Here is a 15,076-nt window from a genome sequence, read left to right as displayed (position 1 = left end):
TCAGGTCCCCGGCCGACGTCGCGGGGACCTTCCCCACCGCGACCCGTCACACCCCAGCGGGCTGCTTCGGCAGCCACCGCTGATACCGGTCGCGCAGGTCGTCGCGTCGCGCCGCGGTGGCCGACAGGATGTCGGCACCACCGTCGTAGGGCGCGTAGAGGAAGGCGAGATCCGGCGTCGCGATGATCACGCCGTCGACCTCGTCAGCGGCGACCCTGCACAGGAGGTCGTCGAGCCGCCCTGGCTGCCAGGCGAGGCGGCTGACGTACGCGTGCGCGAAGAGAAGGTGTGGCTCCGCGTAGGGTCTGTAATATTTTGAAGTTGAGTTGTCATTAGCTGTCATTAGTTTATTGTAGTGATTGTGAATTTGAAGGAGTGGGCGGCTTCCCAGGGTGTCAGCTACGCCACTGCTCTGCGGTGGTACAAGGCTGGGAAGTTGCCTGTTCCCGCCTACCAGGCCGGGCGGTTGATCGTCATCGGTGAGCCTGGAGTCGCCGCTGGTAGGGCTGTGGCCGTCTATGCCCGTGTCTCTTCAAGTGACCAGAGTGCCGACCTGGACCGGCAGGTTGCGTGGGTGTCGGCGTGGGCCACGACCAACGGCTACCAGGTCGCCAAGATCGTGACCGAGGTCGGGTCCGCGCTCGACGGGAAGCGACCGAAGTTCCTCGCACTGCTTCGTGACCCCTCAGTTTCGACAATCATCGTTGAGCGCCGTGACCGCATCGCCCGCTTCGGTGCCGAATACGTAGAGGCCGCTCTCGCGGCATCAGGGCGCCGTCTGGTCGTGGCGGACCCGTCTGAGGTTGATGAGGATCTGGTTCGGGACGTGACGCAGATCCTGACCTCATTGTGCGCGCGGGCCTACGGTCGCCGTGGCGCGGCCAACCGGGCGGCTTCTGCCGTCGCTGCCCTCTGCGAGGACCCGGCGTGACGCTGCTCGCGTACAGGTACGCACTTGACCCGACGCCGCGTCAGGCCCGATACATGGCTGGGCACTGCGCGGCCGCACGTCGTGCGTTCAACTGGGGTCTTGGCCGGGTGAAGGCGAATCTGGACCAGCGGGCAGCCGAACGCACCTACGGCATCCCTGACGAGCTACTGACCCCTCGTCTCAACTGGTCGCTCTACAGCTTCCGCAGGGACTGGAACCAGGCCAAGAACGACGTAGCGCCATGGTGGGCCGAGTACAGCAAAGAGTCCTACTCCTCCGGGCTCGACGCGCTGACACGTGCTCTGGGCAACTGGGGCGACTCCCGGCAGGGCAAGCGCAAGGGTCGTGTGGTGGGCTTTCCTCGGTTCAAGTCCAAGCGACGCGCGGTGCACTCGTGCCGGTTCACAACCGGAACCATCCGCTGTGAACAGCGGCACGCCGCACTTCCGCGCATCGGGCGGGTGAAGCTGCACGAGCATCCAACCAAGTTGCTCGCCGCGCTGGCTGAAGGGTCGGCGCGCATCATCTGCGCCACGATCCGTTTCGAACGTGGCCGCTGGTTCGTATCGTTCACCGTGGAACAGTCGCTTCCCGAACTCACACCCGCTCGGCCCGATGCAGCTATCGGCGTGGATCTGGGTATCAAGACCCTCGCGACCATCTCCGAAGGCCCACCCGTTGAGAACCCGCGTCACTACGCCCAAGCTCAGCGGAAGTTGGCCCGCCTGTCCCGACGCGTGTCCCGTCGTCGCGGTCCGGACCGGCGTACTGGCCAGGCCGCGTCGAAGCGGTGGCAGCGCGCCAACGTTCAACGGAACCGAGTGCATCACCGCGTCGCTGACCAGCGGCGCGACGCCATACACAAGCTGACCACCCGGCTCGCGTCCACCTACGCCACGGTCGTGGTCGAAGACCTCAACATCACCGGCATGATGTCCAACCGCAAACTCGCCCGCCACGTTGCCGACGCCGGGTTCGGTGAGTTCCGGCGCCAACTGGAATACAAGGCCGAACGGTTCGGCAGCCGGGTAATCGTGGCGGACAGGTGGTTCCCCTCAAGCAAGACATGTTCGGGCTGCGGAGCAGTGAAAGCCAAGCTGCTCCTGTCCGAACGCGAGTATCTCTGTGACACCTGCGGTCTGACCATGGACCGCGACAAGAACGCGGCCAGGAACCTCGCCGCACTGGCAGTCGCCGCGAGTAGTGCGGAGACACAAAACGGACGCGGAGCCGACCAGAAGACCCGGGTCACCGGGCAGGTGGCTGAGAAACGTCAACCAGGCACGGCAGTAGCCGGTCAGACCCGGACTCCTTCGCCAGAAGGTACAGATGTGTAGCTCATGACTACTCACTTGCAACGGCCAGGACAGCACCGCCCAGCACTCGGCGCCCGGGAGCAGGGACGTGAGGATCGGAGTCCGCGCCCGCGGCGACGGTGTGCCCGCGTGCTCCAGGCTGAGCACCAGGAGCTCGGGAGCCCCCGCGCGGAGTTCGTCGAGCACGGTGTTGTGCCGGTGCAGGACGGTCGCGTACTCCTCCTCGGTTTCCGCGTAGCGCTTCGATCCGGGCAGGCTGTGGAAGCGCACCCAGCGGTCGTCCTCCCACCTCAGGGTGGAGCTGATCGGTGCGAGTCCCGGCCACGCGGCCTCCCACGTCGCCTGCAGCGGATGGCCCTCGCTGCCAGGCGGCGGCCAGGCGCGGACCTCGTCGTCTGCTACGTCCTGTCGACCCGACGGGACCTCACGCAGAGCACGAACGTACGGGTCGTCGGTCAGAGCCTTCGGATCTGAGTCGAAGACGGCATCGCGTCGCCTCCGAGCCAGGCCCAGTCGTGAATCTCGCGCCAGAGCGCGAGGTTGGGGCTCTCCCGGCCCGCGTCGGACTGTCCGAGCAGGCGGATCGCCTCGGCGAGCTGAGCCTGCCCGAACCGCACCGAACCGGTGCCACCACGCCGCCGGGTGGCGGTCGCCAGCGCCGCCGCGGCGAACAGGTGCTCGCGATCATCGACCCGGACGAACGCGAAGGCACCCTCGCCGGCGTCCGACTCGCGGTCCCCGCCTTCCTCGGCGCCCCTGTCGCCCCCGCCGCCCTCGCCGTCGGGGCTGGAGGAGTCGAAGCCGATGCCGTGCAGGACCGGCCGGTCCCAGTCCAGGTCACGCTCGATGCGTTCCAGCGCCTCGACGGCGTCGGACCTCTCTCCGTTCTCCTCGCTCAGCGACATGCCGAGATCGTTCCAGACCGCCGCGACAACGGTCGTAGCGCTTCGCACAACCGCACGCTGGCCGGTTCTGGCTGTCACCGGCACCGGTCGAAGCCTCGACTCCGGCCGCGCCCAACTTTCATGATGGATGGTCTGGCTGTAGCCGGATCAGCACGACCCGTAGTCGGAGGACGAGAACGACCTGAGGCAGGAGCGTGAGACCGCGTGGGGCGCAGGCGTAGGCAGTTGACGAGGCGAGAGGCCCTGGCCGCTGGGGGCGCCGGACTGGTCGCGGTGTTCGGATCGGGTTGCGACCTGCTCTCGACCGACCCCTCCGGCAAGGCCGGCGGAGCGGAGGGCACACCCGCAGCACCGGCGACCAAGGAGGCGCCCGCGCTCACGAGCCAGGTGAAGGCAGGGAAGCTTCCACCACTGGAGCAGCGGCTGCCGAGCGAACCACTCGTACTCGAACCCACCGAGCGCGTCGGCGTCTACGGCGGGCGATGGCACACCTGCACCCAGTCGGTGCCGGGCGACGCCTACGAGATGATCGGCTACGACGGACTCGTGCGGTGGGATCCGGGCTGGACCAAGGTGATCCCCAACATCGCCAAGTCCTGGGAGATCGAGGACGGCGGCCGCGCCTACGTCTTCCAGCTTCGCGCCGGGACGAAGTGGTCCGACGGCACCCCGTTCACCAGCGAGGACATCGAGTTCGCCTACACCGATGTGCTGCAGAACAAGGAACTCTTCCCGGTCTTCCCCGAATGGCTGACGGTCGATGGGAAGCCGGGCACGTTCGAGCGGGCGGACGACCACAGTTTTCGGCTCAGCTTCACCGAACCCCACGCACTGCTGCTGGAACGCCTCGCGACGCCGGACGGAAGCATCCTCACGGCGTTGCCGAAGGCGTTCTTCCGGCGGTTTCATCCGAAGTACGCGCCGGACGCGAAGGAGCGGGCGAAGAAGGAGCGCTTCGCGGGCTGGACCGACATGTTCGCGGCCAAGGGTGGCCTCGGGACGCTGGAACTCGGCGCCTGGCAGACACCCGACCTGCCCACCCTGTTGGGGTGGAAGGTCAGCCGGCCGATGACGAGTGACGGTCACTTCGTCGCGGTCCGCAATCCCTACTACTGGAAGACCGATCCCGACGGCCGGCAACTGCCCTACCTCGACGAGGTGGCCATCGACGTCGTCACCGAGCCCAACACCGCGCTCCTGCAGACGACCGAGGGGCGCTACAGCCTTCCGCCGAGTGATCTCCTGACGCTGCAGGACAAGCCGGTCGTGGCGGCCGCGCGGGAGAAGGGGAAGTATCACTTCGTCGACTGGGTGACCTCGACGATGAACGACGCGATCCTCGCCCTGAACCTCACCCATCGCGATCCGGCGCTGCGGGAGGTCTTCCAGAACAGGGACTTCCGGATCGGCCTGTCGTACGCGATCAACCGCCCCGAGGTGATCCGCGCCGTCTACCAGCGGCAGGGAACCCCGTGGCAGGTCGGCCCTCGCAAGGAGTCGGACTTCTACGACGAGAAGCTCGCCACGCAGTACATCGAGTACGACGTGGCCAAGGCCGACCAGCATCTCGACCAGGCGGGGTTGACGCGGCGCGACGCACAGGAGTTCCGGCTCCGCCCCGACGGGAAGCGGATCGCGTTCGACGTCGAGATCCCCACCGGTTTCAAGCCCGCCTGGACCGACGCTGCGGAACTGCTACGTGGTTACTGGAAGAACGTCGGTGTCGACATGCGGGTGAAGTCCGAGAGCGACTCGCTCTTCCAGGTGCGGGTCGAGGCCAACCAGCACGACGCCGTGCTGTACGACGGCAACGCGGGCCTGCGCGACGCGCTGCTGGACCCGACGTGGTACTTCCCGTACGGCTCGGGTTCCTTCTTCGCCGTCGCATGGGGCACCTGGTACAACTCCGGCGGCAAGACCGGGATGGAGCCGCCTGCCTACGCACGGGAGCAGATGGATCTCTACGACCGGATCAAGGTGACCGTCGACCCCGACCAGCAGCGTGAGCTGTACATGCGGATCCTGCGGATCGCGCAGGAGCAGTTCTACGCCATCGGTCTGGTGCTTCCGGCGGTCGGCTACAACGTCGTTCAGGACAACCTGCACAACGTCCCGAAGTCGGTACCGGAGGCCTGGCTGTATCCGGATCCGGGTCCGACCAGGCCGGAGCAGTTCTTCGTAGAGGACCCCCAGTAGCCCTTCCGCGAGGTCGGCGCGGCCGGACCGTACCCACCTTGCCAGCTGAAACGTTAGTGGCTAACATTTCGGATCGTGGCAACGAGGAGTGAGCGCACCCGCCAACGGCTGACCGAGGTCGCACTCGCGCTGTTCGCGCGTGACGGGTACGACCAGACGACGGTCGCCCAGATCGCGGATGCCGCTGGCGTGACGCAGATGACGTTCTTCCGGCACTTCCCGGCGAAGGAGCGGCTGCTCCTCGACGACCCCTACGACCCGCTCATGGCCAAGGCCGTCGCCGCCCAGCCCGCGAGCCTCGATCCCCTCACCCGCGTCGTCCGAGGAGCGCGGGCCGCCTGGCACTCCATCCCGGCACCGGAGGGCGACCTCGTCCGCGAACGCGTGCGGATCGCCGCGTCCACGCCGAGTCTGCGCGCGGCGATGTGGCGCAACACGGCCGAGAGCGAGCGCGTGATCGTCGAACAGCTCGTGGCCTCAGGCGCGGCGCCCCTGCCGGCACGCGTCGCCGCGGCCGCCACGATGGCCGCGCTGACCGCCGCGCTGCTGGAGTGGAGCCTCGACGAGGAGGGGACGGAACTCGGAGCCGCGATCGACGCCGCCCTCGACGTACTGGAGGTGCGTCGTGACTGAGCCACGGCTCGCGCTCCGCGGCATCCGGCGGCTGTTCGAGTCGGGCGCGGGCGTCCAGGGCGTCGACCTCACGGTCGTACCCGGCGAGGTCCACGCGCTCGTCGGACTGAACGGCGCGGGCAAGTCGACGCTGATGCGGATCGCGCTCGGGATGCTGCGGCCAACGGCCGGGATCGTGGAGATCGACGGTACGGACATCTCGCGCGCGGCGTCCACGACGTGGGCGAGTGTGGGTCAACTCGTCGAGGTGCCATTCACCTACCCGGAGTTGACGGCGCGCGACAGCCTCGGCCTGGCCGCACGCCTGCACGGCATCGCACGGGAGGAGATCGCCGACGTCGTCGCGCGCGTCCTCGACGAACTCGCGCTCGAGCCCTTCGCCGACCGCCGTACGCGCCGACTCTCGCTCGGCAACCGGCAGCGCCTCGGACTCGCGTCGGCGCTCCAGCACCACCCGCGCCTCATCGTCCTCGACGAGCCGACCAACGCCCTCGACCCTTCGGGGGTGATCCTCCTGCGCGAAGCGTTGTTGCGACGCGCGGGCGAGGACGGCGCCGGCATCCTGGTGTCGAGTCACCACCTCGACGAGGTCGCGAGAATCGCGCACCGGATCACCGTGCTGAACGGCGGCCGCGTCATCGGCACGCTCGACCCGCACGGTGTCGACATCGAGCGCGCGTTCTTCGAACTCGTCCATGAGGACGATCGGCACCGATCCGCCGAGGCCGCGGTCCGCGGCGGTCGGCCGGTCAGGAGGTCAGCATGAGTTCCGTCCGGACGTTCGTGCCCGCGCTGGAGAGCGAGGCCCGCAAGTTCGCCTCCGCCCGCGTCGGCCAGGTCGCGACTGCGATGTTGGTGGTCGGCATCGCGGCGATCTGTGCGGGCATGGTCATGGCCGCGGCGAAGGACGACCCCCAGCTCGCCGGCAAGCTCGCGTTGCTGCACGATCCGGGCGGCTGGGCCGGCTACCTCACCACGGCGAGCCAGATCAGCGCCGTCGCCGGCCTGCTCGGCTTCGGCGTCGTCCTCTCCTGGCTGGTCGGGCGTGAGTTCGCCGAGGGGACGATCACGGGCCTGTTCGCCCTCCCGGTCTCGCGGCGGGCGATCCTCGCGGCGAAGCTCGCGGTCTACGGCGGGTGGGTCGTGGCCGTCGCGGCGGTTCTGGTGCTCGCCCTGCTCGGGCTCGGTTTCGCCGTCGCCCTCGGTCCACTCGGTCCGGATGTCGTTCCGCTGCTGCTGCGGCAGTTTCTGGTGACCCTGCTGACCGGCCTGCTCGCGCTTCCGGCGGCTCTCGTGGCGACCCTCAGTCGCAACGTGTTGGCGGGCGTCGGGACCGTTCTCGGGCTGGTCGTCGCCGCCCAGGTCGCCGCCATCGTCGGCGCCGGTGGGTGGTTCCCGTTCGCCATGCCCGGGATCTGGTCGACGTCCACGACACCCGCCTTCGCGGGAGCCCTGCCGCTGCAGTGCGCGCTCGTCCTGGTGGTGGGCACCCTGTGCGTCGTACTCGCCGCCGACTCCTGGCGCCGGCTCCAACTCGATCGCTGAGCGGTCCTGAGCCGGCGCGGTCCGACTCAGCCTGTCGCGGGTCGCGGCCGAGCGCTTCGGCGCGGGCGGTAGGTGAGACGACGGAGCAGCACCTCGGCCGGACCGCGCCGATCGGAACGGCGCATCTGGTCGGCCAGCAGCACGGTCGTCGCCCAGACGCCGATCGCGACCGCCGACGCGCCGGCGTCACCGAGTCGCCCGCCGAGGCCCGCGGTGAACGGCGCGAAGATCGCGACGAACAGCACCGACTGCAGGAGATAACAGGTGAGCGATCGCTGGCCGCACGCGGCGAGGGCGGTGACGACCCGTCCCGGCGCGGCGGCGAGACGGTGGGCGACGAGCCCCGCCAACGCGGCGTAGGCGAGGCCACCCGCGACGCCGGTCACACTGTGCAGGACGTACGCCGACACTCCGGCACCTTCGCTCCAGCCGGTCCATACGCGCGCGTCGGCCAGCGCGAGTGGTGCGCCGCCGACGACGGTGACGGCAAGGCCGATCACCGCGACGCGCGCCAGGAGCGGGCGGTGCCGTGCGGGCTCGTCCAGCAGCCGCCGCCGCGCGGCCCAGATACCGAGCAGGAACGGCGAGATGACGTCCACCGCCAGTGTCGGCCCGAGCGCGGCCCACGTGGCCAGGCGTGCGCCGAGCGCTTCGAGCGGCGACTCGACGGCAGTCGGCAGGGGCGGGGACCCCTGGGTCGTGATGCTCCAGGCCAACACCATGGCGACCGCGGCGAAGACCAGCAGCCACAGGCCCGCGACCCAGAGCAGGACCCGGTCGCGGGCCCGCACCATCCCGACGAACACGAGCGCCACCAGGCCGTAGGTGACCAGGATGTCGCCGAAGAACAGCAGCAGCGCGTGGACGAAGCCGAACGCGATCAGCCACCGGCCCCGGCGCCGCAGCAGGCGGCGTACGTCGGGCCACTCGGTTCCGGCAGCGAGCCTCCGGCTGGCCAACTGCACCAGCCCGTAGCCGAACAGCGCGGCGAACATGGGCAGGGCACGGCCGTCGACGAGAAGCACCTGCACGCCGGCGACGACGCGGTCGAGGGGGCCGCCCTCGAGGTCGTAGCCACGAAACCCGGTCGGATTGCCGTACAGGTACATGTGCGCGTGAGCCAGCGCGATGAGCAGCAGCATCGCGCCGCGCGCAAGATCGGGCGCGAGTGATCGGTCGAGGAGTCTGGTTGGGCTAACTGGACTGGGTGGACCGCTGGTCTGGCGGCTGGGTGGAGCGTCCGTGGGCTCCGGGATCAGCGTGGACACGGGACACCTCGTTCTCCGGCGGGCCGCCAGGTCCACGCAGCAGGGCAGAATCGCCGGGGCCGGCAGCAGGGGCTGGGTCGATTAGCTACGCAAGCGTATCTAACCTCGGACCTAGTAAGCTACGCAAGCGTTTCTTAGACTGGAGTCATCATGAGCGGGACAGAGCAGGCGCCGACCTCGGCGCGCACCCGGCGCCGTGGGGACGACCTGGTCCGAGCCATCCACGCCGCCGTACTCGCGGAGGTGATCGAGGTGGGCGTCGGTGGCCTCACCATGGAAGGCATCGCCAAGCGCGCGGCGACCGCGAAGACCTCGCTGTATCGGCGCTGGGCCTCACCGCGGGAGCTGCTGTTGGACGCTCTCCACGAGGCGCACCCCGAGGAGGTGCCCTCGCTGAGCGCGGACGACCTGCGCGGAGACCTGATCAACGCACTGCGACAACTCGTCAGCTGGATGGTCACGCCAGCGGCGACCGCGGTCATGGCGATCATGAACGAACGCCACCGCTACCCCGACCTCGTCGACGCGCTGTACGAGCAGGTCTTCGGCGCCCGCGGCGGCACCGTCACCAGCGTGGTCCTGCGTCACTACGCCGACCAGGGGAAGCTCGACCCGGACCTGCTCACTCCGGTGGTGCGAGACATCGGCGAGGCGCTGGTCTTCAAGCGCGCCCTGGACACCGGCGTCCTGCCGGACGACGAGACGCTCGTCGCCATCGTCGACCAGGCGGTGCTGCCGGCGGTCGGGATCCCGCCCGAGCCTGGGCGCTGACCGCGCGCGGCCCGGCGAACACCTCAGGCGGACCGCCGTACGACGAACGTTCGAAACGTCAGGCTGGCCGCGCGCCCAATCGTGCCGGTGACCTCCCAACAACCTTCGGTCGGAAAGGTCACCCCACTGGACTGGAAGCCGGACTCGCCATAGCCGGACGGTACGCGCGCACGTAACGATGGCGCCGCCGCGTCGAGCCTTCGTCCCCGGATCTCGAGGTGGCCCGGAACGCCGCGCCACCAGCCGAACTTCAAGCCGACCGAGCCGTCAGGAGCCGCGAGGCGTCGGTCGGCCACCACGATGCCCTCAGGCCACAAGGCTCCCACCCACAGGCGTCCGTTGCCGTAGGAGTTCTCCCAGCCGAAGAAGTCCTCCCGGGGTATGACCGACGGTCCGCTGCGGGGAACAGTCACCGCGCATCGGCTGGCGTCGGCCAGCGTGAGGTCCGTCCCCACCCGCGGTCGAGCGGGAGGTCCGGTGGTGGGACTGAGCCCGCTCGAGCGGTCATCGGAGCACCCGGCCAAGCCGAGGACGACCAGCAGGCCAGCGAGGACCCCGGTCACGACCTTGGCCGCGTCGGACGTACGCACGTTCCTCATGAAACGCCGCAGCGCCAAGTCAGACAAGCACGACGACCCGACCTTCAGGCCCGCGACGTTCCCGCGTGGAGGCCCCTGCGGACTCCCTGGGGCCTCCACGCGTCGTGACGCCGACCGGCGTCAGGAGTCAGCGAGGAAGTCGCTCAGGCCGTCGAGCAGCATGTTGCTGCCCTCCTCGGCCATGTCGCGCTCCTCCGCGGAGTCGCAGACCTGGGTGAGCACGAGACGGGTCTGTTCGCCGCGCTCCTCGAGCTCCATCTCCATGGTCGCGGGCTCAGGCCGGCCGGGGATGTCCATGCCGGTCACCAGTCGCTCGTTCACCTCGACCTCGAGGTAGGAGCCGGTGAGCGGAAAGTCTCCCTCGGGGGTGACCATGACGGCCTTCCAAACGCCGCCCGGGCGCACGTCCATCTCGACGGAGCCGGGAACCGCGTTGGCCCACTCGGCGTACTGGTCAGGGGTGGTCCACGCCTCCCACACCACGTCGGCGGGTACGTCGAAGGTCCGGGTCAGCGTGTAGGGGTAACCGTCGATGTCGGTCATGGGAATCTCCTCTTGCCGCGCCCCCGGTCGGGGCTGCTACGGGTCGTTCGTTCCGCGTTCAGCCAAGCCCACCGGGGATTCTCCTCCCGTTGGACGAGGGCGTACGCGAAGCCAGGGGGCCTAATTCCGTGTCCGTGACCATGGTGGAGGACACCGGAGTCCGGCATCACCAAAATCGCGAAACGGCCGACGTCTGGCAACCGCCACGCCGACAACACCCGCCTACGTCACCCGCCTACGTCAAGGCGTCGCTGTCAGGTCGTCACCCGAGCAAGCGTGGCCTGACAGCGAGCACCCGAACGACCAGTCCTCAGCCCGCGGCCTTGGTCTTGATGAGCGGCGCGTCCCGCGAGAGCTCCCGGAACCCGACGCCGTAGTACAGCCCGCGCGCCTTGGGATGCCCCGGCGCACCCAGGCAGACGACCGTCGCATGCGTGGCCCCGGCCGCCCGCGCGAGATGCATCCCGTGCAGGAGCATCGCCCTTGCCAGCCCCAGACGCAGGTAGTCCGGATGTGTCCCGACCGGCTCGAACTCAACAGTCTTGTTCGCTTCGTCGAGCCACATGATCGTCGAGGACGCCATCGTTCCGTCCGGCGCCTCCACCAGGATGTGCAGGTCGCCGCGATACCCCGCCGTCTGCCGGACGCCCTCGTAGCTCTCGGCCGTGTACGACGAAGGGGCCCAGGCGTCCACCTGGGCCTGGACCGCGGCCTTCGGCCCGGCCTCCTCTGCGGTGCGGAACCGGAATCCGGCTGGCAGGACCGGCTGTTCGACGTCGGTGAGGTCCCGCTCGTTGAGCTGGGTCCAGTACCCCGTGTCGCCGAGTGAGGACGGGTCGGTCTCATACCCGTGCGCCGCCCATCGCTTCAGGGCGAACTCCTCGGCGTCCGTCGGGCACACCGTGCGATCGAGACCGACCGCCGCACCGTCGTACCAGTCGATCACTTCGTCGACCAGTCCGGCGTGGTCGGGGTGGACCTGATAGGTCAGAGTCGCGTCGGCGACCTCTTTCACCGACCCGTCGCTCTGCCTCACCTGGTGCGGAAGATGGGCCCATCCCCACGCCACCAGATCGTCACCGGAGAACCACAACCGACGCTGCCAGCTCGTGCCGTAGGCAGAGTGCCCCCTGCCCCAGATCCAGGCCAGCTCCCCGTACGACGCGCCGGCGCTGATCAGGTCCGGGCGGGTGGCGGTGACACGCTGCGCCAGACCCTGCATGAGCTGCACGTCCGCAGCGGTCACGAGCTCGAAGTTCGTCATGGAGCGTCACAGTGGCAGGACCCGGCAACTCCGTCGACCCGTTTTCCGCGGGCCAGGGCACCAGGTCGTGTCCTAGGTCGTTTCCTAGCCGGTCTGGGAGATCATGACCCAGCTCACCTGGATGTCGGGGCTGCGGGTGGGTGTGAGGGTGAGCGTGAGCTCGCCGTCGGAGGTCGACCTGATGCCGGCGTACGCGCCCGAGGTGTACTGGCTGGTGAAGAGCCGCTGCTGGTCGACGACCGTGCCGTTGATGCTGACGCGGGCGGCACGGTTGGCCCAGGGCCACGGGTCGTAGTAGCCGACGTGGACCGTGTAGGTGCGATCCGGATCCAGATCCGAGAAGTGGTAGGACAGGTCGCGGTGGCTGACGGCGTACCGCAGGGTGGTGTAGAGGTCCCCGTCCGTCGTCTCCTTCGCCTTGCTCCCCTCGCTGACATAGCCCCACGTGGCACCGGTCGACGGGTCGGCGCCAAGCGGCTGCTCGGGAACGGAGTTGAGGACCGTGCCCTCCTCCCCCGCGACCGCCATGGTCCTGAGCCAGTCGGGCGTGGCCTGTTCGCCCGCGTTGACGACGTACCTGAGGCCGTGCGGAACGACCAGGACCGTGCGGGTGAACGTCTGGCCGCCGGTGTGGAGCGTGCCCGTGACCGACGCCGGGCCCGGCTGGCCGAGGGTGCTCGTGTCCCAACTGACCCCGGAGACGGTGGTGACGCCGTTTCGGGTCACCTTGACCCGGCGGGGAAGCTTCCGGCTGTCGCCGAGCCAGACGAAGTCCGGCATCGCGGCGTCGACGGTGTAACGCTGTTGCGGCGTGAGGTCGTCGAGCGTCCACGCGTCCCGCCAGTCGACAGCCATCGAGTCACCCTCGCCGAACCGGATCGGAAGCCAGACGTACGGCGAGGCACCGAGGGTGTCCGGAGTCCAGCGGTCACCCATGAAGACGAACCTGCCGTTGGCCGGGTCGACCGGAACGACCGAGGTGCTCTGCGAGGAGTACGTGGTGTCGGCACCAGGTCCGCTGGTCGGGTTTCCATGGTCGGTCCACTCACCGAGGATGGACGTCGCGGTCGCGTAGCTGGCCGGGTTCGGATCCCAGCCAGTGGCGCCGGAGGTGATGAGGTAGTACGTACCGGCGAACTTGAAGATCGCGGGCGCCTCGCGGTGCGCACCGATGTAGGGCCGGATGAAGTCGACACCCTTGACGGCGCTCTCAGGAGGAGTCGCGAGGTAGGTGTAGTCGTCGTTCAGCTTCGAGATGAACAGCGAGTAGTTCTCCTCGCTGGAGTAGATGATGTACGCGGTCCCGTCGTCGTCGACGAAGAGGTTCATGTCGCGGGCCATGCCCGGGTTGTCCGGTTGGTAGTTCGGCTCGCCCGCAGGCGCGACGTGCAGCCGATAACTGTCGATCCAGCGGAACGGCCCCATCGGTGAGTCCGAGACCGCCACACCGGCCCGCGCCTTGGCGTACTGCGCGTTCGACGTCTCCGACGGACCGTCCGCGTGCACCCACATCACCCACGTGTGCGTCCGCGCGTTGTAGATGACCTTCGGACGTTCCAGGATCGCCGGGGTGACGTCGGGGCTGACGCGCCGGGTTCCGAGGTCGCGATAGACCGCCTGCTTCTGCGTGTCGTCGTAGCCGGCGTAGAGCTCACTGAAGTACGGGTCGGTCGTGAACTGGTCCGGGGACTGCATGGACCGCAGCGCGAGCCCCTCGTCCTTCCAGTTGTAGAGATCGCGGGAGGAGTAGACGTGGATGCCGGGGCTGTCGGAGTACCCGTTGCTGCGGTCCTCGCCGTACCAGTAGTAGAGGGTCTCGCCGGCCGCGTCCTTCGAGACGACGACCTGCCCGCCGTGCGCCTGGATGGTTCGGCCCTGGTCGTCCAGCCACGGTTGACCGGGCCGGAACGAGTCGTAGGTCATGGCTTGCACTCCTGAGGCCGGCTCGGCGGCCGGGGCCGGCTGGTCGGCGTTCGCGGCGCTGGGAGCGAACGCGGCGGTCAGCGCGGCCAGGAGCAGCGCGGTCACCAGACCGCACACGCGCGTGGTGCTGCTCATCCTCATCGACCTCTCCTCGCGGCGAACGTCCCGTGGGGCAACGACTGTCGGGCTCTTGGATGAAGGTCGTCCGCCCGCGAGGAGAGAGCAACACCGAGGTCCGTGACCGGCCACGGTCCGCCGGTCTACGTCTCGGATGCTTCGATGCAGTAGTCGACGTCCGGCCGGAGGTCGATCCCGAGGATGGCGGCGACCCGGTCGCGGTTGCCGGCGGTCACTTCGTAGGAGCCCGCATACATCTGTTCGTCGTCGCCATGGTCGAACAGCGGTCGCAGTTCCTTCATCTTCTCCTCCGGGAACTCCTGGGAGAAGACGAGGGCGTCATCCTCGCCGAAGCCGACGATCTCACGAACGACTGCCATGATCTCCTGCCCGTGCTCGGAATCGCGGTCCATCGGCCCGGCGGACCGTCGGCGCTGTGGTCAGGCGCCGGGGTCAGGCGTCTGAGGGTCCTGGCTGCCAGCCGATGCGTTGCGCCCATCCGTCGGCGCGGCGGATGAGTTCCCACACGAAGAACGCCTTCGCCTCGACGTAGGCCTCCCGGTCGTGGCTGTGCTCGGCCGCGCACTGCCGCTTGACGTCGGCGTACTCCTTCGCCGCGTCCGCATGCGCGCGAAGGTAGTCCCGGAAGAGCAGCGCGTACTGCTGGGAGAAACTGCCCGATCGTCGGACGTGGATGTGGGTCCGTCGCTGGCCCGGCGCCTCCCGGAAGTACCGCTTCGTCCGATCAGGGTTGTCCACCCGGTGCTCGAAACCCAACTCGCGCAGGGGCCCTCGGAAGGAGTCGACCGGCTCGAACTCCGCGACGGAGATCTGGATGTCGATGACCGGCTTGGCGGCCAGACCGGGCACCGACGTCGAGCCGATGTGATCGATGCGCAGGGCGACATCACCAAGCCCACCGCGCAGCCTGGACCCGAGGACCGCGAACGTGCCCGGCCAGGTGTCTCGGTAGGCGACGATCTGGACTCGCTCGTCAGTGTGGGCAGCATCCATGGCGTACACCTTCACCACTGCCCCGGCCACGGTCAAGCCAGTAACCGATCC

16 protein-coding genes and 1 pseudogene are annotated in these 15,076 nt (G+C 68.8%); 7 read left to right on the top strand and 10 right to left on the bottom strand.

The genetic code is table 11. The annotated features are described in order from the left end of the window. Positions 1-46: 46 nt before the first annotated feature. On the bottom strand, positions 47-343 hold the full coding sequence (locus HEB94_RS10770) for a DUF3885 domain-containing protein (RefSeq protein ID WP_192749762.1): 297 nt from the start codon (positions 341-343) through the stop codon (positions 47-49). Between the two features lie 18 nt (positions 344-361). Here HEB94_RS10770 and HEB94_RS10765 point away from each other — a divergent pair, with 18 nt between their 5' ends. Next, positions 362-931: an IS607 family transposase gene (locus tag HEB94_RS10765; protein WP_192749761.1), complete on the top strand. Its 570-nt coding sequence runs from the start codon at positions 362-364 to the stop codon at positions 929-931. Continuing rightward, entirely contained in the window at positions 928-2,268 is a 1,341-nt protein-coding gene (gene tnpB, locus HEB94_RS10760; RefSeq protein WP_192749760.1) for an IS607 family element RNA-guided endonuclease TnpB, read from the top strand. Before HEB94_RS10765 ends, tnpB begins: the two co-directional genes overlap by 4 nt. A gap of 48 nt (positions 2,269-2,316) precedes the next feature. On the opposite strand, the pseudogene HEB94_RS54465 reads toward tnpB, so the two are convergent. Both HEB94_RS54465 and HEB94_RS10755 read right to left on the bottom strand, forming a co-directional pair. Further along, a pseudogene (locus tag HEB94_RS54465) lies at positions 2,317-2,517 on the bottom strand (DUF3885 domain-containing protein); the annotation flags it as partial. Positions 2,518-2,702: 185 nt separating this feature from the next. Then, a complete protein-coding gene (locus HEB94_RS10755; protein WP_192749759.1) occupies positions 2,703-3,200 on the bottom strand; it encodes a hypothetical protein in 498 nt (165 codons plus the stop codon). A gap of 177 nt (positions 3,201-3,377) precedes the next feature. Here HEB94_RS10755 and HEB94_RS10750 point away from each other — a divergent pair, with 177 nt between their 5' ends. The 4 genes from HEB94_RS10750 to HEB94_RS10735 all read left to right on the top strand — a co-directional run bounded on the left by HEB94_RS10750 (position 3,378) and on the right by HEB94_RS10735 (position 7,526). Then, positions 3,378-5,348, top strand: a complete 1,971-nt coding sequence (locus HEB94_RS10750; RefSeq protein WP_192749758.1) for an ABC transporter substrate-binding protein — start codon at positions 3,378-3,380, stop codon at positions 5,346-5,348. A 75-nt stretch (positions 5,349-5,423) separates the two neighbouring features. Beyond that, positions 5,424-5,981 (top strand): TetR/AcrR family transcriptional regulator, encoded by a 558-nt coding sequence (locus HEB94_RS10745; RefSeq protein ID WP_337917596.1) that lies wholly within the window; start codon positions 5,424-5,426, stop codon positions 5,979-5,981. Further along, positions 5,974-6,747, top strand: coding sequence for an ATP-binding cassette domain-containing protein (locus HEB94_RS10740; protein ID WP_192749757.1), 774 nt, complete (start codon positions 5,974-5,976; stop codon positions 6,745-6,747). The genes HEB94_RS10745 and HEB94_RS10740 overlap by 8 nt, the downstream gene beginning before the upstream one ends. Next, positions 6,744-7,526 carry an ABC transporter permease gene (locus HEB94_RS10735; protein ID WP_192749756.1) on the top strand — a complete coding sequence of 261 codons (783 nt, stop codon included), beginning with the start codon at positions 6,744-6,746 and terminating at the stop codon, positions 7,524-7,526. The genes HEB94_RS10740 and HEB94_RS10735 overlap by 4 nt, the downstream gene beginning before the upstream one ends. A 26-nt stretch (positions 7,527-7,552) precedes the next feature. Here the strand turns inward: HEB94_RS10735 and HEB94_RS10730 are convergent, their stop codons facing one another. Continuing rightward, positions 7,553-8,794, bottom strand: coding sequence for a DUF418 domain-containing protein (locus tag HEB94_RS10730; protein ID WP_337917595.1), 1,242 nt, complete (start codon positions 8,792-8,794; stop codon positions 7,553-7,555). Between the two features lie 150 nt (positions 8,795-8,944). On the opposite strand from HEB94_RS10730, the gene HEB94_RS10725 reads away from it, so the two are divergent. Next, positions 8,945-9,565: a TetR/AcrR family transcriptional regulator gene (locus tag HEB94_RS10725; protein ID WP_192749755.1), complete on the top strand. Its 621-nt coding sequence runs from the start codon at positions 8,945-8,947 to the stop codon at positions 9,563-9,565. 23 nt (positions 9,566-9,588) lie between these two features. Here the strand turns inward: HEB94_RS10725 and HEB94_RS10720 are convergent, their stop codons facing one another. From HEB94_RS10720 to HEB94_RS10695, 6 genes are all read right to left on the bottom strand, one after another. Next, on the bottom strand, positions 9,589-10,155 hold the full coding sequence (locus HEB94_RS10720; protein ID WP_192749754.1) for a hypothetical protein: 567 nt from the start codon (positions 10,153-10,155) through the stop codon (positions 9,589-9,591). A 129-nt stretch (positions 10,156-10,284) separates the two neighbouring features. Next, positions 10,285-10,707: an SRPBCC family protein gene (locus HEB94_RS10715; protein WP_192749753.1), complete on the bottom strand. Its 423-nt coding sequence runs from the start codon at positions 10,705-10,707 to the stop codon at positions 10,285-10,287. 310 nt (positions 10,708-11,017) lie between these two features. Further along, positions 11,018-11,971 carry a GNAT family N-acetyltransferase gene (locus tag HEB94_RS10710; RefSeq protein ID WP_192749752.1) on the bottom strand — a complete coding sequence of 318 codons (954 nt, stop codon included), beginning with the start codon at positions 11,969-11,971 and terminating at the stop codon, positions 11,018-11,020. An 84-nt stretch (positions 11,972-12,055) separates the two neighbouring features. Continuing rightward, positions 12,056-14,029: a glycoside hydrolase family 43 protein gene (locus tag HEB94_RS10705; RefSeq protein WP_192749751.1), complete on the bottom strand. Its 1,974-nt coding sequence runs from the start codon at positions 14,027-14,029 to the stop codon at positions 12,056-12,058. A gap of 125 nt (positions 14,030-14,154) precedes the next feature. Then, on the bottom strand, positions 14,155-14,424 hold the full coding sequence (locus HEB94_RS10700) for a DUF7683 domain-containing protein (RefSeq protein ID WP_192749750.1): 270 nt from the start codon (positions 14,422-14,424) through the stop codon (positions 14,155-14,157). Positions 14,425-14,464: 40 nt separating this feature from the next. Beyond that, complete coding sequence (locus tag HEB94_RS10695) at positions 14,465-15,025, bottom strand: GrpB family protein (protein WP_192749749.1); 561 nt, start codon at positions 15,023-15,025, stop codon at positions 14,465-14,467. Between the last annotated feature and the right edge of the window lie 51 nt (positions 15,026-15,076).

The organism is Actinopolymorpha pittospori (assembly GCF_014873875.1).
Taxonomy (GTDB): Bacteria; Actinomycetota; Actinomycetes; order Propionibacteriales; family Actinopolymorphaceae; genus Actinopolymorpha; species Actinopolymorpha pittospori.
This window is presented reverse-complemented; position numbering and strand designations above follow the sequence as displayed.

What these genes read in the sequence shown, in the direction of transcription:
- HEB94_RS10770 (WP_192749762.1), bottom strand. Translation starts at nt 343, where the DNA reads ATGACAGCTAATGACAACTCAACTTCAAAATATTACAGACCCTACGCG.
- HEB94_RS10735 (WP_192749756.1), top strand. Translation starts at nt 6,744, where the DNA reads ATGAGTTCCGTCCGGACGTTCGTGCCCGCGCTGGAGAGCGAGGCCCGC.
- HEB94_RS10725 (WP_192749755.1), top strand. Translation starts at nt 8,945, where the DNA reads ATGAGCGGGACAGAGCAGGCGCCGACCTCGGCGCGCACCCGGCGCCGT.
- HEB94_RS10715 (WP_192749753.1), bottom strand. Translation starts at nt 10,707, where the DNA reads ATGACCGACATCGACGGTTACCCCTACACGCTGACCCGGACCTTCGAC.
- HEB94_RS10710 (WP_192749752.1), bottom strand. Translation starts at nt 11,971, where the DNA reads ATGACGAACTTCGAGCTCGTGACCGCTGCGGACGTGCAGCTCATGCAG.
- HEB94_RS10705 (WP_192749751.1), bottom strand. Translation starts at nt 14,029, where the DNA reads ATGAGCAGCACCACGCGCGTGTGCGGTCTGGTGACCGCGCTGCTCCTG.
- HEB94_RS10700 (WP_192749750.1), bottom strand. Translation starts at nt 14,424, where the DNA reads ATGGACCGCGATTCCGAGCACGGGCAGGAGATCATGGCAGTCGTTCGT.
- HEB94_RS10695 (WP_192749749.1), bottom strand. Translation starts at nt 15,025, where the DNA reads ATGGATGCTGCCCACACTGACGAGCGAGTCCAGATCGTCGCCTACCGA.